We start from the raw sequence: 19,359 nt of genomic DNA, 5'->3' as shown, positions 1-19,359 counted from the left end.
GCTCACCCCCCTTCGATGAACCCCTCCTCGATCAGCCAGTCCTTCGCCACCTCGTGCGGGTCCTCGCCCTCCACGTCCACCTTGGCGTTCAGCTCCTGCGCGACCTCCGTCGTCAGCCGGGCGCTGAGCGGGTCCAGCAGCGCGGCGATCACCGGGTACTTCTCGAACGTCGCGGTGTGGATGACGGGCGCCGCGTTGTAGTTCGGGAAGAAGTGCTTGTTGTCCGTCAGCACGTCCAGGTTCATCGCCTTGATGCGCCCGTCCGTGGTGAACACCTCGCCCAGCAGGCAGGAGTCGGACTTCGACACCTGGGTGTAGATGATGCCGGCGTCCATCTTCTTGATGTTGGCGGCCGGGATCGACATCCCGTACGCCTTCTCCATCCCGGGCAGTCCGTCGTTGCGCGAGGCGAACTCGTTCTCCACGCAGATCGTCACCGCCGAGGGGTTCTTCTTCGACAGCGCGGCGACGTCGGAGAGCGTCTTCAGGTGGTACTTCGCGTTGTTCTGCTTGCTGATGGCGAGCGCGTAGGTGTTGTTCAGCGTGGACTGCGGCAGCCACGTCACCCCGTTCCTCCGGTCCGCGTCGCGCACCGCCTTCCACTGCTCCAGCGGGTCGGTGATCGGCTTGGCGTGGCCCAGGTACGTGATCCAGCCGGTGCCCGTGTACTCGTACATCGCATCGGCGTCGCCCTGGACGATCGCCTCGCGGGCACTGATCGAGCCGGGCAGGTTCGTCCGGTCCAGGACCTCCGCCCCCGCGGCCTTGAAGATCAGGCCGATCATCTGGCCCAGGATGATGTTCTCGCTGAAGTTCTTCGAGGTGACGGTCAGCGAGGCGCCGTCCAGCGAATTCCCCCCGCCGAGCTTGCCGGGCGTCACGTCGTCCACCATCGGCGAGCCGCTCTTCAGCCCGCACCCCGCCAGCGCCAGGGCCAGGGCGGCCGCTCCGGCCAGGACCGTACGCACGCGTCGCTTCCTCATCGCCCGACCTCCAGTCCGCGCGGCGTCAGCGCCACCTCGACCAGCGAGGCCAGCCAGTCCACCAGCAGGGCCAGCACCACCGTCAGCACGGAGCCGAGCACCAGCACCGGCATGCGCTGTGTCTGGATACCGGACGTGATCAGGTCACCGAGCCCGCCGCCACCGCCGAACGTGGCCAGGGTCGCCGTGCCCACGTTCAGTACCAGCGCGGTCCGTACACCGGCCAGGATCAGCGGGACGGCGAGCGGGAGTTCGACCTTCCTGAGCGTCCCCATGGCCGACATCCCGATGCCGCGCGACGCCTCCACCAGTGTCGGTTCGATCGCCTTCAGACCGGCCACCGTGTTGGAGAGCACCGGCAGCACCGCGTAGATCACCATGCCGGTGATGGCCGTCGACGGGCCGATGCCCAGCCAGATCACCAGCAGCGCCAGCAGACCGATCGCCGGTGTCGCCTGCCCGATGTTGGCGAGCGCCGTGACCACGGGTGCGGCCTTGCTCAGACCGCGCCGGGTCAGCGCGATGCCCAGCGGGATGGCGATGATCAGCACCCAGAACGTGGAGATGGCCGTCAGCCTGACGTGCTGCCACCACCGCAGCTGGACCGTGTCGCCCGCGAGGGAGTTCTCCGCGATCGAGTCGAGCTCGACGTTCGTGATCCACACGTACGTGATGACCAGCACCACCGCGAGCGCGGCCGGCACCACCACGAGCTTGCGCCAGGTGAAGCGGCGCTGCGGCCCGGCCGGCGCCGGGGCCGGTTCCTCCTCCTCGTCGTGGAAGGCGACACCCTTGACGTCGTGCTCGCCCGGCGGACGGTCCCGGTCGGCCTCGGGGGCCCTCCGGGAGGAGCCGGGGCCGGACATGGAGGACGGAGTCATGTGCCCGCACCGCCCTCCAGCTCCTGGACGGTCTGGTGGGTGCGCTGCTCCTCCAGATCGTGCTGGTGCTCGATGGCGGTCAGCCGGTCGGCCTCCAGGAGCTCGTGCACGGAGTTCATCAGGGTGTGCATGTCGACGACGCCGATGAACTCGCCGCGCCGCCCCGTCACCGCGACCCGCCCGCCGCTGTCGGTCAGCACCGCCTCCAGCGCGTCGTGCAGCGTCGCGTCCCTGGTCACCGTGTCGTGCACCAGCTGCCCGGCGCGGGCCAGCGAACCGCGGGCCCGCATCAGGTCGCCGCGCCGCAGCCACTTGTAGGGGCGGTTCCTGCGGTCCAGCATCAGCAGCTCGTTGTGCGGTCCGCTGCGCAGCTTGTTGAAGATGGACTGGAGCGGGTCGTCCACCGTCACGGTCGGGAAGTCGGCGATCTCCACCTCCCGCACGCGGGTCAGGTTGAGCCGCTTCAGCGCCGCGCCGGCGCCGACGAACCCGGAGACGAAGTCGTCCGTCGGATTGGTGAGGATGGCCTCCGGGGTGTCGAACTGCGCGATGTGCGAGTGCTCGCGCAGGACGGCGATCCGGTCGCCCAGCTTGATCGCCTCGTCGAAGTCGTGGGTGACGAAGACGATCGTCTTGTGGAGCTCGTGCTGGAGCCTGATCAGCTCGTCCTGGAGGTGGTCGCGGGTGATCGGGTCCACCGCGCCGAACGGTTCGTCCATCAGCAGCACCGGCGGATCGGCGGCCAGCGCCCGTGCCACGCCCACGCGTTGCTGCTGACCGCCGGAGAGCGCGCGCGGATAGCGGCCGTGGAACTCGCGCGGGTCGAGCCCCACCAGGTCGAGCATCTCCTCGACCCGGTCCTTCACCTTCGACTTCGACCAGCCCACCATCTTCGGTACGAGGCCGATGTTCTCCGCGACCGTCATGTGCGGGAAGAGCCCGGACGACTGGATCGCGTAGCCGATCTTCCGGCGCAGCTTCACCGGGTCGATGTCGGTGACGTCCTCGTCGCCGATCCGGATCCGGCCGGAGGTCGGCTCGATCAGCCGGTTGATCATCTTCAGGGTGGTCGACTTCCCGCAGCCGGACGGGCCGACGAAGATGACGGTCTCACCGGCCTTGATGTCCATCGACACGTTGTCCACGGCCGGACTCGGGTTGCCCGGATAGATCTTGCTCAGGTCCTCCAGCTGGATGGTCGCGCCGGAGGTGGCGTGGACGGCCGGTTCCGGTTCGGTCGCGGCGACGGTCTCAGACACGGATCCCCCTCGGGATGGTGAGCCGCCCCAGCAGCACGTACGCGGCGTCGAAGAGCAGGGCGAGGATGACGATGCCGAGCGTGCCCGCGAGCACCGAGTTGATGGCGTTGGCGCTGCCCAGCGAGGCGATGCCGCGGAAGATCTCGTTGCCCAGGCCGGGCCCGGAGGCGTACGCGGCGATGGCGGCGATCCCCATCAGCATCTGGGTCGAGACCCGGATGCCGGTGAGGATCGGCGGCCAGGCGAGCGGCAGTTCCACTTTGCGCAGCCGGGTGATCCGCGACATCCCGATGCCCTTCGCCGCATCCACGAGCGAGGGGTCGACACCGCGCAGGCCGACGATGGAGTTGCGGACGATGGGCAGCAGCCCGTACAGCGTCAAGGTGATCACCGTCGGCGCCACCCCGAGTCCGACCAGCGGGATCAGCAGACCGATCGCCGCGAGCGACGGAATGGTCAGGACGGTCGCCGTCGAGGTGATCGCCACCGAGGAGCCCCAGCCGCTGCGATAGCTGACCACCCCGATCAGGACACCGAGGACGGTGGCGATGACCATGCACTGGAAGACGGCACTGGCGTGCTGGAACGCGTCGGTGAGCAACTGCTGGTGCCGGTTTCCGAGGTACTCCCAGAAGCTCACACGTCACTCCTCGGCTCAGTCGGTGTCCTGCGCCGCCTGTTCGACGAGCGGGATGATGCGCAGGGGTACGGGGTTCTCCATGACGATGGCCGTGGAGGCCCGGACGATGCCATCAAATCCGACAACCCGGTCGATCACCCGCTGGAGATCGGCGTTGGAACGGGCCACGAGCCGGCAGAACATGTCTCCGTGCCCGGTGGTGGTGTGCAGCTCCAGCACCTCCGGCACGCTGCCCAAGTGGGCCCGTACGTCGGCGCCTTGGCCCTGCTTGATCTCCAGCGTCGCGAACGCGGTCACCGGGTATCCCAGCGCCGCCGGGTCGACGTCGGGGCCGAAACCGCGGATGACGCCATTGGACTGAAGACGGTCCAGCCGCGCCTGCACCGTGCCGCGCGCCACGCCGAGCCGGCGCGACGCCTCCAGGACGCCTATCCGGGGTTCGCGGGCCAGCAGCACGATCAGCCGCCCGTCGAGTCGATCGATCGCCACTGCCGGCCTCCGAGGTTCCTGTGATGGTCATCATGTACAGATCGTCCGCCCATCATGGCCATGTGGTGGACAGATTGACCAGTGAAATCTCGAACTGTTGCGCACCTTGCGAAGCGGCGAGAACCTTCGGACATGACTGAGACGATGCACAGCACCCCTGACACCGCCCGGCAGGCCGATCCCTTCCCGGTCAAGGGAATGGACGCGGTCGTCTTCGCCGTCGGCAACGCCAAGCAGGCCGCGCACTACTACTCGACGGCCTTCGGCATGAAGCTGGTCGCCTACTCCGGACCGGAGACCGGCAGCCGCGAGACCGCCAGCTACGTCCTCACGAGCGGCTCCGCCCGCTTCGTCCTCACCTCCGTCGTCAAGGCGTCCTCCGACTGGGGCCACTTCCTGGAGGACCATGTCGCGGCGCACGGCGACGGTGTCATCGACCTCGCCATCGAGGTTCCCGACGCGCGCGCCGCGTACGCCTACGCCGTCGAGCACGGCGCCACGGGCATCGAGGAGCCCTACGAGACGAAGGACGAGCACGGCACGGTCGTGCGCGCCGCCATCGCCACGTACGGCAAGACCCGCCACACCCTCGTCGAGCGGACCGGCTACGACGGCCCGTACCTGCCCGGCTACGTCGCCGCCGCCCCGATCGTCGAGCCGCCGGCCAAGCGCTTCTTCCAGGCCATCGACCACTGCGTCGGCAACGTCGAACTCGGCCGCATGAACGAGTGGGTCGCGTTCTACAACAAGGTCATGGGCTTCACGAACATGAAGGAGTTCGTGGGCGACGACATCGCCACCGAGTACTCCGCGCTCATGTCCAAGGTCGTCGCCGACGGCACGCTCAAGGTCAAGTTCCCGATCAACGAGCCGGCCATCGCCAAGAAGAAGTCGCAGATCGACGAGTACCTGGAGTTCTACGGCGCCGCCGGTGTCCAGCACATGGCACTCGCCACGAACGACATCGTCGCCTCGGTGAAGGCGATGCGCGCCGCGGGCGTTCAGTTCCTCGACACCCCGGACTCGTACTACGACACCCTCGGCGAGTGGGCGGGCGAGACCCGGGTGCCGGTGGAGACCCTGCGCGAGCTGAAGATCCTCGTCGACCGCGACGAGGACGGCTACCTGCTGCAGATCTTCACCAAGCCGGTCCAGGACCGGCCGACCGTCTTCTTCGAGATGATCGAGCGCCACGGCTCGATGGGCTTCGGCAAGGGCAACTTCAAGGCCCTGTTCGAGGCGATCGAGCGCGAGCAGGAGAAGCGCGGCAACCTCTGACCACGGAGCGCGCAGGCACAGCGGAACGGGCGGGCCGGATGTCTCCGGCCCGCCCGTCGTGCTGTTCGCCGCGGTCCTACTTCTTCACACGGTCCAGGCAGAGGACGAACTTGTCGGCGTCCCACTCCTGGGCGAGCGCCGCCTCGCCGACCGTGCAGGCGTTGGTGTCGAAGGTGTTCTCGATGACCTTGACGACCTTGTAGTTGGCGTCGGCGTCCTCGCACCCCTTGGTCTCGACCTCGGGGCTGGTCTCGGCGCCGGTGACCCGGACGCAGTCGCCGACCTCGGCGCGCACCGGTGAGTCGCCGAAGGCGTAACCGATGCCGAGCTTGACCGCCGCGGCGACGACGATCATGACGACGACGCCGAGCACCTTCTTCAGCATCCTCTTCTTCGGCGGCGCGGCGGGCGGCGCGGGTACGGCCCCCTGCACGGGCTGCCCCTGCGGGAACTGCGGGTACTGCGGGGCGGAGGGCGGCGTCGGAGCGCTCATCGGCGTTTTTCCTTGAGTTTGCAAGAAGATCGAACGCGCGCACGATACCGGAAAATATAAGGAACAGATAAAAGTTGCGCCGGCGGCACCGGGAGGGCGGGCCCGGCCCGTCGCGCCGAGGGTCTTGCGAGCAGGGAGGGCCGGGCCGGAGACCCGGCCCGCCCCTCCCTGCCGTGCGGTTGCTTACGGGTGTCAGCGGCCCGCCGGTGACTGGTGGGCCGACGGCTTGACCGGTGCGGCAGCCGCCTTCGGCGCGTCCGGCTTCGCCGGCCGGCCCGGCGGACCGGCAGCGGCCGCCGGCGCCTCTCCGGGAGCCTGCGCGGCCTCCCCGGCGGGATCCTCGGGCGCCGCCGGAGCGGGCTCCGGATCCGTGGCCGGTGCCGGCGCCCGCGACGGCTCGGGCGCCGGCGGAGCGGCCGGCTGCATGTCCTGCGGACCGCCCGCCGGAGGCAGCCCCAGCGTGTCCAGCGCCTCCTGCGCCCGCGGCGCGTCCAGCGGCGAGAACTGCGGGTTGGTGCGCAGCGCCTCCTCCAGATGGCGGCGGGCCGGACCGAAGTCCCGCAACGCCCGCTGGACCATGCCCAGGTGGTACGCGAACGACGCGTTCCGGCCGCCCGAGTCGACCGCCTGCTCCGCGTACTCCAGCGCCCCGTCCGGATCGCCCGAACGGTGCAGCGCCCAGCCCAGCGCATCGGCCACCGCCGCGCTGTGGTGACCGCGGCCCCACTCCGCCCGCAGCAGCTCCACCGCCGCCTCCGCGTCCCCGTGGGCGGCCTCGAAGCGGCCCAGGAGCAGCGATTCGTCCACGCCCCGCTCCTTGCCGGCGGCCAGGGCCTTGCGCAGCTTCGTGTACTGGTCGGCCGAGTCGCCGTCCAGGCCGAGCGACTCGTACAGTTCGCCCAGCTCCAGCAGATAGACCGGACGCGGCGACTTCCTGAGCGCCGCCTGGTAGTCCCGCTGGGCCTCGTCGGTGCGCCCGAGGGCCGCGAGCGCGCGGGCCCGGCCGGCGAGGGCCGCGTGTTGGGCGGGATCGGTGCGCAGCGCGGCACCGTACTGGGCGACCGCCTCCTCCGGCTCGCCCCGCTCCCACGCCAGCTCGCCCAGCCGGGAGAGACAGGCCGCCTTCTCCGCCGGCGTCCTCGCCCGGTTCGCGGCGTCCTGCGCGGTGGCCAGCGCGTCCTCGCGCCAGCCCCGGTCCCGGTACATCTCCGCCGTGAGCCCCAGCGACGGGACACCGGCCCGCAGCGCCGCGTACTTCTCCACCGCCTTCGTCGCCGACGGGTAGTCACCGAGGCCGTTGTACGCGTCGATCAGCTCCGGGTACACGGCCCACTGCTTCGGCTGCCGGGCCCGTACGGTCTCGCCCCACTTCTTCGCCGACGTGTAGTCGTGCCGGGCGTTGGCGAGCGAGGCGAGGCCCACCCAGGCCGCCGCGTTGCCGCGCTCGCCCGGCTGCACGTTCAGGGACCGCTTCAGCGCCTGCTCGGCCCGGGTGTAGTACGCCACGTCCGAGGCCCGCCGCCCCCACTCCACGTATGCCGACCCGAGCACCGCCCACGACCGCGCGTCCGAGGGATGCGTGCCGACCCACTCCTGCCGGTCCCCGATGAGCGCCGTCAGATCGGAGAGCGAGGCGGGAGAGCCCGCGGCCGTCGCGCTCATCGCCCGCGAGACCGGGCCCGGCAGCGGCGGCGCCGCGTCCTGGTCGTCATCGGGCACCGCGACCACCGCACCCGTCACCAGCACCGCGCCCGCCACCACACCGAACGCGGCCCTGCGCAGCGTCGTGCGCAACGAGGCGGGCGGCGGCTCGGCCAGGGACACGGGGGACGGCGGCAGGTCCGGCGGGGACTCGCAGGGTGCGGCGGGAGGAGTGCCGTGGTCATGGTCCGGCCCGTGGGCCGTCGAGGTCTGCCGTGACGTGTCGTCCATGCCGATCACTCTGCGTCAGTACGAAGATCACACCTGACCTTGGGAACGCTGCCGCATACGGGTTCACACCAATGGGCCCGGGTGCCAGTCTTGGATCATGGACGATCTTCTCGAACTATTGCGCGCGGGCCTGCCGGCCGAAGCCCTGATCACCGACCCGGACATCACCGCCTCCTACGCCAACGACATGGCGAGTTTCTGCGAAGCGGGCACACCCGCCGTCGTCACGCTGCCCCGCACCGTCGAGCAGGTCCAGCACATCATGCGCACCGCCACCGCTCTGCGCGTCCCGGTCGTCCCCCAGGGCGCCCGCACGGGCCTGTCCGGCGCGGCCAACGCCTCGGACGGCTGCATCGTGCTCTCCCTGGTCAAGATGGACCGGATCCTGGAGATCAGCCCCGTCGACCGCATCGCCGTCGTCGAGCCGGGCGTCATCAACGCCGTCCTGTCCCGCGCGGTCAACGAGCACGGGCTGTACTACCCGCCGGACCCCTCCAGCTGGGAGATGTGCACCATCGGCGGCAACATCGGCACCGCCTCCGGCGGCCTGTGCTGCGTCAAGTACGGGGTCACCGCCGAATACGTCCTGGGCCTCGACGTCGTCCTCGCCGACGGACGCCTGCTCTCCACCGGCCGCCGCACCGCCAAGGGCGTCGCCGGATACGACCTCACCCGGCTCTTCGTCGGCTCCGAAGGCAGCCTCGGCATCGTTGTCAAAGCCGTGCTGGCGCTCAAGCCGCAACCGCCGCAGCAGCTCGTCCTGGCCGCCGAGTTCCCCAGCGCGGCGAGCGCCTGCGACGCCATCTGCCGCATCATGGAACGCGGTCACACACCGTCACTCCTCGAACTGATGGACCGTACAACAGTCCAGGCCGTCAACAAGATGGCGAACATGGGCCTCCCCGAATCCACCGAGGCCCTCCTGCTCGCCGCCTTCGACACCCCGGACCCCTCCGCGGACCTCGCCGCCGTCGCCGCACTGTGCACCGCCGCCGGCGCCACCGAAGTGGTCCCCGCCGAGGACGCCGCAGAGTCCGAGATGCTGCTCCAGGCCCGCCGGATGTCGCTCACCGCGCTGGAGACCGTCAAGTCGGCGACCATGATCGACGACGTGTGCGTACCGCGCTCGCAGCTCGGCGCCATGCTCGAGGGCACGGCGGCCGTCGCCGAGAAGTACGGCCTCACCATCGGCGTCTGCGCGCACGCCGGTGACGGCAACACCCACCCCGTCGTCTGCTTCGACCACACCGACGCCGACGAGTCCCGGCGGGCCCGCGAGTCCTTCGACGAGATCATGGCGCTCGGCCTCGCACTCGGCGGCACGATCACCGGCGAACACGGCGTGGGCGTGCTCAAGAAGGAGTGGCTCGCCCGGGAACTGGGCGAGGTGAGCGTGGAACTGCACCGGGGCATCAAGCAGGCCTTCGACCCGCTCGGCCTCCTCAACCCGGGCAAGGTCTTCTGAGACCTCCCGGGCGGGCCCGTCCCGCGCCCCGGCCGTCCGGGGTCCTGTCCGCGGTCCTGCGGACAGGACCTCGTCCCTCTCAACTCTCCCCGTCCTGCGACTCGTCCGACGGCCACGGGTCGCTCATCCACAGGTCGTCGGCCGGAAGCGGCGCGAGCAGCTCGGCCAGCACCTCGTCGAGGCCGAGCCGCTCGGATTCCGTACCCGGCGCGACGATCCGCAGCGTCCGCTCCACCCACGCGGCCACCGCGGCGGACGGCACCTCCAGCAGGGCGTTGCCGTCCGGCGAGGTCAGCGCCACACAGATGACGCCGCGTCCCTCGACCTTGGTGGGCCAGATCCGCACGTCCCCGTGCCCGCACGGCCGGAACACCCCCTCGACCAGCAGATCGCGGGCGAAGGTCCAGTGCACGGGGGCGTCGGAGCCGATGTGGAAGGTGATGTGCACGGCGTAGGGGTCCTCGGTGCGATACGTCAGCCGGGCGGGCACGGGGATGCTGCGCTCGGGCGACAGGACGAGCTTGAGCTCCAGCTCTCGTTCCACGACGGTGTTCATGAGGTGCGTCCTTTCGATGCCTGTGGGCCGGTCGCACGACCGCCCGCACAGGGAGAGAGCGCCCTCCCCGCCATCCATTACGCGACTTCGGGAAAAATATTTCGGGGCGCCCGGAAAGTGGCCCAAACACCGGGACCGGCCCGGTGACAGGCGGCCGTCTGATAGATGTGGACCCTTGTATGAGGACCGGCCGTTCCCCCATCGCCTGCCGGTCCCAGGCCTCGAAGAGATACGGGACCACGGTGATGAGCGCCCCAACCCCGGCACCCGGTGACGACCGACCCCGCGAGGGGTACTACCCCGACCCGTCCATTCCCGGATACGTCCGCTACTGGAACGGCGCCTCATGGGTGCCCGGCACCAGCCGGCCCGCCCCGCAGCAGGGCGAACCGATGCCCGCCGCACCCGCCGGGGAGGAGCCCGCCCCGCACACCCCCGCCCCGCGCACCCCCGGACCCGCCGCGGTGGACGAGACCGGACCGGTGTTCTTCGACGAGGAGCCGCACGAGGGCGGCCGCCCCGAACCCGCCACCGCCTGGCAGGCCGACGCCTCCCGCCAGACCGGCTTCGGCGGTGAGCGCGACCGGCGGGTCTCCTGGGGAGGCCGGGCCGACCCGCGAGGCGCCGGCGCCGATCCGCGGACGCCCGCGGCCGGTTCGCCCGAGGCCGCTGCGGCGGACCCGGCCCCCTCCGACCCCCGCGGCCCCGCATCCGCGGACCCCACCGGCGGCGCGCTGCCGGGCATGCGCGACGGCGGCGGCCAGGCCCCCGAGCACACCGTCGCCATCCGGATCGGCCGCCCGGGCCGCCCCGGCGCCCCGAGCGCCGGCACACCGGACCCGCCCTCCGACGGCACGGTCACGATGCGCGCCGTGGGACCCGGCGGCAGGACGCCCGCCCCGCGCGACGCCCAGCAGCCGCCCGCCGACGGCACGATGACGATCCGTGCGCTGAACCCCGGCCCCGCACCCGCCGCCCCGCAGGCCGCCGTCCAGCCCTCCACGCCCGCCGTACAGGCTCCCGCGCCCGCCCCGCGGCCCGCCGCGCCCGGCCCGGCTCCCGCGGAGCTCAACAGCCCGCTCACGCCCGGCCCCGGCGGCGGTTCCACGTCCTGGGCGCAGCAGGCCCACCAACTGGGCCGGCCCGAACAGGCCGTGCCGCAGCAGGCGCCCGCGCAGCAGCAACGGCCCGCGTTCCCGCAGCAGTCCCAGCAGGCGCCGCAGCCCGACCAGCCCGTCGTGCCCTGGAAGCCCCCGGTGGACGACCACTTCCAGCAGCTCGCCGCGGCCCGGACCGCGGCCCGCCCGGCGGCGCTCGGCAAGCGGTTCGCCGCCCGGCTCATCGACACGGTGGTGCTCGGCGCCCTCGTCGGCGCCGTCGCCGTACCGCTGGTGTCCCGGGCCGCGGATCACGTCAACGAGAAGATCGACGCGGCCAAGCTGTCGGGTGAGACGGTCACGGTCTGGCTGGTGGACTCCACCACGGCCTCCCTGGCCGGCGTGGTCCTCGGCGTCTTCCTGGTGCTGGGCCTCCTGCTGGAGGCGCTGCCGACCGCGAAGTGGGGCCGTACGCTCGGCAAGAGGCTCTGCGGTCTCGACGTGCGCGACATCGAGTCCCACGACGCGCCCGGCTTCGGCGCCGCCCTGCGCCGCTGGCTGGTCTACGGGGTGCTGGGTCTCCTGGTGATCGGCGTGGTCAACGTGCTCTGGTGCCTGGTCGACCGGCCGTGGCGCCAGTGCTGGCACGACAAGGCGGCCCGTACCTTCGTCGCCGGCTGAGGCGCGGCCGGGGGAGCGGCGGGGGAAGCGACCCGCACGGCTGACGGCCCTTCGGGTGAGGGCCGTCGGACGGATTCCGTTCCCCCGAACGCACCTGAGCCGTTGCGGGCGTCCATGGGGCGAGGTGCACTGCCCGCATGAGCAACGATCAGCCGACGTCCGGTCAGCCGCCCGAGGACGACCCGTTCTCCAAGGAGCCGCCCGGGTCCCAGCCGCCGCCGTCCTCGGGTTCGCCCTACGGCAGCGCGCCGCCGCCCCCGCCCCCGTACGACCCGGGTCCGCACGGCGGCGGTCCGTACGGCGGGGCGGATCCGCTGGCGGGCATGCCGCCGCTCGCCGAACCCGGCAAGCGCATCCTCGCGCGGCTGATCGACTTCCTGATCATCTCGATCCCGCTGTACCTGATCTCGCTGCCCTGGGGCGGCGCGGTCGAGATGTCGGACAACGGCAACGACGACGACGTCAGCGATGTCTTCGCCCAGACCTACAGCGGGCACCAGCTGCTCTGGTCGCTGATCGCCCTGGTCGTCTACGTCGCGTACGACACGTACTTCACGCACAAGGACGGCCGCACCCTGGGCAAGCGGCTGCTGAAGCTGCGGGTCGCGATGCTCAACGACGGCAGGGTGCCGGACACCGGCAGCGCCTTCCTGCGGGCCGTGGTGCTCTGGGTGCCGGCGCTGCTGTGCTGCCCGTGCCTGTGGTGGCTGATCAACATCGTGCTGATGTTCACGGACAAGCCGTACAAGCAGGGGCTCCAGGACAAGGCGGCCAAGACCGTGGTGGTGGTCACCAACTGACGGACGGCCGGGAGGGCGTCGGCACCCTCCCGGCGGTGGCTGTCAGTGCCTCAGCGAGTGCTCGCCCACCCGCTCCGATGCGGCGCGTGCGGCCGGGATCCTGCTCTGTACGGGGTCGAGGGTGCGGCCCTCGGGTTCGGCAGCGGCGGGGACGGTGTCACGGTGTGCGGACACCGCGGCTCCTGTCCTTGCCGCTTTCGCTGTGTTCCTGCGCGCCGGCAGGGGAACGGTGACGGCCACCAGCAGACCGAGCGCGAGCGCGGCCGTGCCGATGACGGCGATGCCGATGCCCGATTCGGTACGGGACAGCAGCAGCATGGCGAGGGTCGAGAAGACGACGGTCACCGAACCGTAGGAGAGCTGTGCAGCAGTGGGACGCGGCATGGCGGTATCCGTCCTCGGGACGTCGGATGGGCAGTCTCTCGACACGGTTTCGCTGTCAAGTGACTCTACGACGGTGAATGCCCGAGCGGAACGGGTAGTAAGCGTCACCTAACCCACGGTACCGGTGCACGGGGGGCGCATGGAGTCATGTCGCACGCCCCTGGGGGGCTTTGGCGCGCCGGTCCGGAGCGCAGCGAGCGTCCGAATAGCGGAAATGATCTCCTGCATAGTGCACTTGGCCTGTCCAAGTCAAGGTCTGTCTTTTCTTGCGTAACTCCGGTCGAATGTCGTCACTTGTGACGCGTTTCCGCGCGCGGCCCCTTCACACCTCCAAGGCCGCAGCCGCGGGCGTCGGGGAGGACTGCATCACGTGATCATTACAAGACGGGCGCTTCGCACCGGGGCGGTTGTCGTGGCCATGGCCGCAACCGCCGCCACCGCATCCGCCTTCGCCACAGCTCAGGCGGATGACCAGGCGTCAAGTAGCGCCGCCACCAGTATTGACCGCCGGGACCCGGGGTCGGCCAAGGGTGACGCGCACAACCTTGAAGGCCCGTTCAGCAAGCAGCAGGACGCCCAGCGTCAGGCCGCCCTCGAACAGGTCGCATCCGGCGAGAAGAAGGCGCTGGCGCGCAACGGCTCCAAGGTCGTCAAGCTCGACGACAACAAGTACGTCGAGGTCCAGCGGGAGAAGACCGACAAGATCTTCACCATCCTGGTGGAGTTCGGCGACCAGGTCGACAACACGACCATGTTCGACCCGGACGGCGCGGGCCCCAAGCCCGCCGTCCCGAAGTACGGCGGCACGCCCGGCCCGGCGCACAACAAGATAGCCAAGCCGGACCCCAAGAAGGACAACAGCACCGCCTGGCAGGCCGACTACAACCAGGCCCACTTCCAGGACCTGTACTTCGGCACGGGTGAGGGCAAGCACTCGCTCAAGACGTACTACGAGAAGACGTCCTCCGGGCGCTACTCGGTCGACGGCGAGGTCTCCGACTGGGTCAAGGTCCCGTACAACGAGGCACGCTACGGCTCGAACTACTGCGGTTCGACCAACTGCGCCAACGCCTGGGACATGATCAAGGACGGCACCAACGCCTGGGCCGCCGACCAGAAGGCCAAGGGCCGTACGCCGGAGCAGATCAAGGCCGATCTCGCCCAGTACGACCAGTGGGACCGTTACGACTTCGACGGTGACGGCAACTTCAACGAGCCCGACGGCTACATCGATCACTTCCAGATCGTGCACGCCGGCGAGGACGAGTCCGCGGGCGGCGGCGTCGAGGGCACCAACGCCATCTGGGCGCACCGCTGGTACGCCTACGGCACCAACGCCGGCGCGACCGGCCCGGCCGAGAACAAGGCCGGTGGCACCCAGATCGGCGACACCGGCATGTGGGTCGGTGACTACACCGCGCAGCCCGAGAACGGCGGCCTGGGCGTCTTCGCCCACGAGTACGGCCACGACCTCGGTCTGCCGGACCTGTACGACACGACCAACACCGCCGAGAACTCGGTCGGTTTCTGGTCGCTGATGTCGGCCGGTTCCTGGCTCGGCACCGGTAAGAACAGCATCGGTGACATGCCCGGCGACATGAACGCCTGGGACAAGTTCCAGCTGGGCTGGCTGAACTACGACACGGCCAAGGCCGCGACGAAGTCCACCCACAAGCTGGGCGTCTCCGAGTACAACACCGCGAACAAGCAGGCGCTCATCGTCGAGCTGCCCGCCAAGGCCGTCACCACCGCTGTCACGACGCCCGCCGAGGGCGCCAAGCAGTGGTGGAGCGACATGGGCGACAACCTCAACAACACCCTGTCGCGCTCGGTCGACCTGACCGGCAAGTCCAAGGCCTCCCTCGACCTCGCCGGCTGGTGGGACATCGAGAAGGACTACGACTACCTCTACACCGAGGTGTCGGACAACGGCGGCACCAGCTGGACCGCGATCGACGGCACCGCCGACGGCCAGGCCATCCCGCGCGACGCCAGTGACAAGCCGGCCCTGACCGACGTCTCCGGCAAGTACCAGAAGCTCTCGTACTCGCTGGACGCCTACGCGGGCAAGAAGATCGACATCCGCTTCCGCTACACCACCGACGGTGGCGCGGGCGGCATCGGCTTCGCGGCCGACACCATCGCGGTCAACGCCGACGGCGCCGTGCTCTTCACGGACAACGCCGAGGGCGACGACAACGGCTGGACCGCCAAGGGCTTCTCGCGCGTGGGTGCTTCCTTCTCCAAGGAATACCCGCAGTTCTACTTCGCGGAGAACCGTCAGTACGTCTCGTACGACCAGACCCTCAAGGTCGGCCCGTACAACTTCGGGTTCGCCAACACCCGTCCGGACTGGGTCGAGCACTACCCGTACCAGAACGGTCTGCTCATCTGGCTCTGGGACACCTCCCAGAAGGACAACAACGTCTCGACCCACCCGGGTCAGGGCCTGATCCTGCCGATCGACGCGCACGCCAAGCCGCTGAAGTGGTCCGACGGCACGGTCATCCGCAACAAGATCCAGCCCTTCGACGCTCCGTTCAGCTGGTACCCCACCGACGGCTTCACGCTGCACAACGGTGACGTGGCCACGAAGATCAAGCCGCAGCTCGGCGTTCCGGTCTTCGACGACCACAAGGGCACCTACTGGTACAAGGAGAACAAGACCGGAAGCGTGCAGGTAACTGACACCAACACCCGGATCTCCATCGTCAGCGAGCCGCTCAGCGGCTCGACGATGACCGTCAAGGTGGGTCCTGCGCACAAGTAATTCGATAAAACCGCAGGTCAAAGCATGATCGGCCGTCGCCCTCTAGCGGGCGACGGCCGATCGTGTTTAGGTGCCTCTTGTTCGGTTTCTTATTGACACACGACGTCTCACGGGGGAGCGCGGAGCATGGCAGGCGGAGGATTCAGCAAATTGCCGAACGGCAGTGTGGTCGTCGCGATCACGCTGCCGAGCCCGGCGGAGGGCGTGGGGCCGGACACTCCGGTACGCGTCCTGGTACACGCGGCGAACCGGGCCCGGGCCCTGACCCGGCTGCGCAATCTGGGCCTGCGCGCGGTCTACCTCCGCGGCAACGCGGAACCGCCCACGCCGGACGAGATCACCGCCGTCCTGCACCACCCCGACGGCCTCCTGTGGCGCGCGAGACCCGAGCGGGCCCAGGAGCTCTGGCACCCGATACGCGCCCTCCTGCGGCCCGCTCTGCCCGCCCGGCAGGGCTGAGCCCCCGGAATCCGGCCGGGCCGCCCTGCCGGCCCGGCCCGATCCGGACGAAAGGCGCCGGCCCTCAGCCGGTCGCCGGCTTGCCGGTGAGCACCACACCGGCGTCCCGCAGCTCGGCCAGCGCCCGGTCCGTCGTCGCCTCGGCGACGCCCGCCGTCAGATCCAGCAGTACGTGCGTGGCGAAGCCCTCACGGACGGCGTCGAGCGCGGTGGCCCGCACGCAGTGGTCGGTCGCGATGCCGACCACGTCGACCTCGGTGACCCCGCGCTCACGCAGCCAGGCGGCCAGCCCGGTCCCGTTCTCGTCCTGCCCCTCGAAGCCGCTGTACGCGGCGGCGTACGCGCCCTTGTCGAAGACGGTGTCGATCGCCCCGGAGGCGACCGCGGGGGCGAAATTGGGGTGGAAGCCCACGCCTTCCGTACCGGCGACGCAGTGCGCGGGCCAGGAGTGCTCGAAGTCGGGCGCGGAGGAGAAGTGGCCGCCCGGGTCGACATGGTGGTCGCGGGTGGCCACCACATGCCGGTAACCCGGCTGGGCCTCACCGATCAGATCGGTGATGGCGGCGGCGACATCGGCGCCCCCGGCGACCGCGAGGCTCCCGCCTTCGCAGAAGTCGTTCTGGACGTCCACGACGATCAAGGCGCGGTGCATGACAGGTGTCCTTCGGTGGGGAGCGGGTGAGCGGCGGTCACGGGGGTGACATCGAGCCTAGGGACTCGGGCCGCACAATCAAGCCCGTCCGGGGTCCGAGGGCAGAGCGATCGGCGGGCGCCCCCTCCCTCACACGTACTCCGTGGGCAGCACCGGCTCTCCCCGCGACAACTGCATCGCGGACATCGGCAGCCCCGCCCGCGCGGCGATGTGCCGCTCCCGAGCCGCGTCCAGCGGCTCGCGCGCCACGACCTCGCCGCCCCTGACCAGCTCGACCAGCAGCTGCCGTCCGGCCAGCTCCGCGGGGACCGGGCCCGTGCCGATCACCTCGGCCTCGGCCACCCCGTCCTCGTCCAGCCGGCGGGCCGCCCACTTGCGGCCGCCCCTCGAGGACTTCGCGCCCATCGACTTCTTCGCCACCGGCCGCAGCTCGTCCGCAGGATCCGCCGAGGCTGCGCGGGCGACCAGCTTGTAGACCATCGAACAGGTGGGGTGCCCGCTGCCGGTCACCAGCTGCGTGCCCACCCCGTACGCGTCCACCGGCGCGGCGGCCAGCGAGGCGATGGCGTACTCGTCCAGGTCGGACGTCACCACGATCTTCGTCTCCGTGGCGCCCAGCTCGTCCAGCTGCTGGCGCACCCGGTGCGCGACGAGCAGCAGGTCGCCCGAGTCGATCCGGACCGCCCCCAGCTCGGGGCCGGCCACCTCGACCGCCGTACGGACCGCCGCGGTGACGTCGTACGTGTCGACCAGCAGCGTCGTGTCCCGCCCCAGCGAGTCGACCTGGGCCCGGAACGCGTCGCGCTCGGAGTCGTGCAGCAGGGTGAACGCGTGGGCGCTCGTGCCGACCGTCGGGATGTTGTAGCGGAAGCCCGCGGCCAGGTCGGACGTGGTGTCGAAGCCGCCGATGTACGCGGCGCGGGCCGAGGCCACCGCCGACAGCTCGTGCGTGCGCCGGGCACCCATCTCGATCAGCCTGCGCCCGCCCGCCGCCGCCGACATCCGCGAGGCCGCCGCGGCGATCGCCGAGTCGTGGTTGAGGATCGACAGGATCACCGTCTCCAGCAGCACGCACTCGGCGAAGGAGCCCTCGACCCGCAGGACCGGCGAGCCGGGGAAGTACACCTCGCCCTCGGGGTAGCCCCAGATGTCGCCGCTGAAGCGGTAGTCGGCCAGGTAGTCGAGGGTGGGCCCGTCGACCACGTCCTGGTCGCGCAGGAAGGTGAGCATCTCCTCGTCGAAGTGGAAGTTCTCCACCGCGTCCAGGACGCGACCGATACCCGCGACGACGCCGTAGCGCCGTCCCTCGGGCAGGCGGCGGGTGAACGCCTCGAAGACCGAGCGCCGGCCGGCGGTGCCGGCCTTCAGTGCGGCCTGCACCATCGTGAGCTCGTACTGGTCGGTGAAGAGTGCGGTCGACGGCACACCGACCCGTCGCCCAAGGTCCGCTGAGTTCATGCCGGGGATGCTACCCCTATTTCGTCAAAGTGACGAGATGGGGGTCCCGGCCCCGCCGCGTCACCGGCCCCGTTTGTGCGATGACCCCTCCCGAGTGGCAGCATGGGGTAGGTGAGCGTCGCCCCCGTAGAGATCGAACGTCCCGAATCGGCCGAGGAGAACCTCGTCGTCCCCGAGCCCGACGTCCCCTGGGTGACGCTGGTCCACAACGACCCGGTCAACCTCATGAGCTACGTGACCTATGTCTTCCAGGCCTACTTCGGCTACTCCAAGGACAAGGCCCACAAGCTGATGCTGGACGTCCACCAGAAGGGCCGCGCCGTCGTCTCCAGCGGCAGCCGCGAAGAGATGGAACGCGACGTCCAGGCCATGCACGGCTACGGACTGTGGGCCACCCTCACCCAGGACCGCAACTGACCCGCTCGCTCCACCCCGCCCCGCCCGCCCGACCACCATCGGAGACAACCCATGGCCGGCCACTTCGAGGCCACCCCCGGCGGCGGCGCGGCCGTCGCGCTCGACGAGGTGGAGATCGCGATCCTGCGCTCCCTCGCCGTCCAGCTGCTCGAACTCATCGGCCCCGGCGACGAACCCGCCGAGGGTGAGGACCCGCTCGCCGCCCTCTTCGCCGAGGGCCCCAGCGAACCGCCCTCCGACCCGGCCCTGGCCCGGCTCTTCCCCGAGGCCTACGGCGACGACGACACCGAACTGCGCGCCGCGTCCGCCGAGTTCCGCCGCTTCACCGAGAACGACCTGCGCACCCGCAAGCGCGACGACGCCCTCGTCGTCGTCCGCACCCTCGACGCGCTCACGCCCGGCGAGGAAGGAGGCGCCGTACTCACCCTCGGCGCCGACGAATGCCGCAGCTGGCTCGGCTCCCTGAACGACCTCCGCCTCACCATCGGCACCCGCCTGGACGTCTCCGACGAGGACGGCGGCGAGGACGGCTCCCTCTACCGGCTGCCGGACAGCGACCCGCGCAAGCCCATGGTCATGGCCTATCTCTGGCTGGGCGGGCTCCAGGAAACACTGATCGAAACGCTGATGCCGTAAACGGCCGACCGTCATGTGTTCGCTCAACG

General features: G+C 70.4%; 19 protein-coding genes. 8 read left to right on the top strand and 11 right to left on the bottom strand.

The features are described 5' to 3' along the window. Positions 1–2: 2 nt before the first annotated feature. From ACIQMX_RS10350 to ACIQMX_RS10330, 5 genes are read right to left on the bottom strand one after another with little or no spacing between them, the layout of a single operon-like run. A complete protein-coding gene (locus ACIQMX_RS10350; RefSeq protein WP_363068154.1) occupies positions 3–983 on the bottom strand; it encodes a glycine betaine ABC transporter substrate-binding protein in 981 nt (326 codons plus the stop codon). Continuing rightward, positions 980–1,864, bottom strand: a complete 885-nt coding sequence (locus ACIQMX_RS10345) for an ABC transporter permease (protein ID WP_363068156.1) — start codon at positions 1,862–1,864, stop codon at positions 980–982. The genes ACIQMX_RS10350 and ACIQMX_RS10345 overlap by 4 nt, the downstream gene beginning before the upstream one ends. After that, the gene (locus tag ACIQMX_RS10340) at positions 1,861–3,123 is read right to left on the bottom strand and encodes a betaine/proline/choline family ABC transporter ATP-binding protein (protein WP_363068158.1); all 1,263 of its coding nucleotides are present in this window, start codon (positions 3,121–3,123) and stop codon (positions 1,861–1,863) included. Before ACIQMX_RS10340 ends, ACIQMX_RS10345 begins: the two co-directional genes overlap by 4 nt. Next, the gene (locus ACIQMX_RS10335; protein WP_219571267.1) at positions 3,116–3,763 is read right to left on the bottom strand and encodes an ABC transporter permease; all 648 of its coding nucleotides are present in this window, start codon (positions 3,761–3,763) and stop codon (positions 3,116–3,118) included. Before ACIQMX_RS10335 ends, ACIQMX_RS10340 begins: the two co-directional genes overlap by 8 nt. Before the next feature lie 15 nt (positions 3,764–3,778). Next, a complete protein-coding gene (locus ACIQMX_RS10330) occupies positions 3,779–4,252 on the bottom strand; it encodes an Lrp/AsnC family transcriptional regulator (RefSeq protein ID WP_363068160.1) in 474 nt (157 codons plus the stop codon). 132 nt (positions 4,253–4,384) lie between these two features. Here ACIQMX_RS10330 and hppD point away from each other — a divergent pair, with 132 nt between their 5' ends. Further along, the gene (gene hppD, locus ACIQMX_RS10325; protein WP_363068162.1) at positions 4,385–5,530 is read left to right on the top strand and encodes a 4-hydroxyphenylpyruvate dioxygenase; all 1,146 of its coding nucleotides are present in this window, start codon (positions 4,385–4,387) and stop codon (positions 5,528–5,530) included. A gap of 76 nt (positions 5,531–5,606) precedes the next feature. On the opposite strand, the gene ACIQMX_RS10320 is transcribed toward hppD, so the two are convergent. Together ACIQMX_RS10320 and ACIQMX_RS10315 are read right to left on the bottom strand one after the other, a co-directional pair. Then, positions 5,607–6,023: a hypothetical protein gene (locus ACIQMX_RS10320; protein WP_363068164.1), complete on the bottom strand. Its 417-nt coding sequence runs from the start codon at positions 6,021–6,023 to the stop codon at positions 5,607–5,609. 192 nt (positions 6,024–6,215) lie between these two features. Further along, positions 6,216–7,955, bottom strand: coding sequence for a tetratricopeptide repeat protein (locus tag ACIQMX_RS10315; RefSeq protein WP_402476318.1), 1,740 nt, complete (start codon positions 7,953–7,955; stop codon positions 6,216–6,218). A 97-nt stretch (positions 7,956–8,052) separates the two neighbouring features. On the opposite strand from ACIQMX_RS10315, the gene ACIQMX_RS10310 reads away from it, so the two are divergent. Further along, a complete protein-coding gene (locus ACIQMX_RS10310) occupies positions 8,053–9,420 on the top strand; it encodes an FAD-linked oxidase C-terminal domain-containing protein (protein WP_363068168.1) in 1,368 nt (455 codons plus the stop codon). A gap of 79 nt (positions 9,421–9,499) precedes the next feature. Here the strand turns inward: ACIQMX_RS10310 and ACIQMX_RS10305 are convergent, their stop codons facing one another. Further along, positions 9,500–9,976 (bottom strand): SsgA family sporulation/cell division regulator, encoded by a 477-nt coding sequence (locus ACIQMX_RS10305; protein ID WP_363068170.1) that lies wholly within the window; start codon positions 9,974–9,976, stop codon positions 9,500–9,502. A gap of 245 nt (positions 9,977–10,221) precedes the next feature. On the opposite strand from ACIQMX_RS10305, the gene ACIQMX_RS10300 reads away from it, so the two are divergent. Together ACIQMX_RS10300 and ACIQMX_RS10295 are read left to right on the top strand one after the other, a co-directional pair. Beyond that, positions 10,222–11,754: an RDD family protein gene (locus ACIQMX_RS10300; protein WP_363068172.1), complete on the top strand. Its 1,533-nt coding sequence runs from the start codon at positions 10,222–10,224 to the stop codon at positions 11,752–11,754. Positions 11,755–11,891: 137 nt separating this feature from the next. Next, on the top strand, positions 11,892–12,554 hold the full coding sequence (locus ACIQMX_RS10295) for an RDD family protein (RefSeq protein ID WP_363068174.1): 663 nt from the start codon (positions 11,892–11,894) through the stop codon (positions 12,552–12,554). Between the two features lie 42 nt (positions 12,555–12,596). Here ACIQMX_RS10295 and ACIQMX_RS10290 read toward each other — a convergent pair whose 3' ends face one another. Then, complete coding sequence (locus ACIQMX_RS10290; RefSeq protein ID WP_363068176.1) at positions 12,597–12,938, bottom strand: hypothetical protein; 342 nt, start codon at positions 12,936–12,938, stop codon at positions 12,597–12,599. Positions 12,939–13,356: 418 nt separating this feature from the next. Between ACIQMX_RS10290 and ACIQMX_RS10285 the strand changes: the two genes are divergently transcribed. Next, entirely contained in the window at positions 13,357–15,708 is a 2,352-nt protein-coding gene (locus ACIQMX_RS10285) for an immune inhibitor A domain-containing protein (RefSeq protein ID WP_402476312.1), read from the top strand. A gap of 126 nt (positions 15,709–15,834) precedes the next feature. Continuing rightward, on the top strand, positions 15,835–16,167 hold the full coding sequence (locus ACIQMX_RS10280) for a hypothetical protein (protein WP_389056495.1): 333 nt from the start codon (positions 15,835–15,837) through the stop codon (positions 16,165–16,167). Between the two features lie 64 nt (positions 16,168–16,231). On the opposite strand, the gene ACIQMX_RS10275 is transcribed toward ACIQMX_RS10280, so the two are convergent. Beyond that, the gene (locus tag ACIQMX_RS10275) at positions 16,232–16,819 is read right to left on the bottom strand and encodes an isochorismatase family protein (protein ID WP_402476309.1); all 588 of its coding nucleotides are present in this window, start codon (positions 16,817–16,819) and stop codon (positions 16,232–16,234) included. A 129-nt stretch (positions 16,820–16,948) separates the two neighbouring features. Then, on the bottom strand, positions 16,949–18,277 hold the full coding sequence (locus ACIQMX_RS10270) for a nicotinate phosphoribosyltransferase (protein ID WP_363068184.1): 1,329 nt from the start codon (positions 18,275–18,277) through the stop codon (positions 16,949–16,951). A 111-nt stretch (positions 18,278–18,388) separates the two neighbouring features. Here ACIQMX_RS10270 and clpS point away from each other — a divergent pair, with 111 nt between their 5' ends. Then, positions 18,389–18,694: an ATP-dependent Clp protease adapter ClpS gene (gene clpS / locus ACIQMX_RS10265; RefSeq protein WP_018555894.1), complete on the top strand. Its 306-nt coding sequence runs from the start codon at positions 18,389–18,391 to the stop codon at positions 18,692–18,694. A 51-nt stretch (positions 18,695–18,745) separates the two neighbouring features. After that, on the top strand, positions 18,746–19,330 hold the full coding sequence (locus ACIQMX_RS10260; RefSeq protein ID WP_402476304.1) for a DUF2017 domain-containing protein: 585 nt from the start codon (positions 18,746–18,748) through the stop codon (positions 19,328–19,330). Positions 19,331–19,359 lie beyond the last annotated feature (29 nt).

The sequence above is a fragment of the Streptomyces sp. NPDC091416 genome (genome assembly GCF_044756845.1).
GTDB lineage: Bacteria > Actinomycetota > Actinomycetes > Streptomycetales > Streptomycetaceae > Streptomyces.
This window is presented reverse-complemented; position numbering and strand designations above follow the sequence as displayed.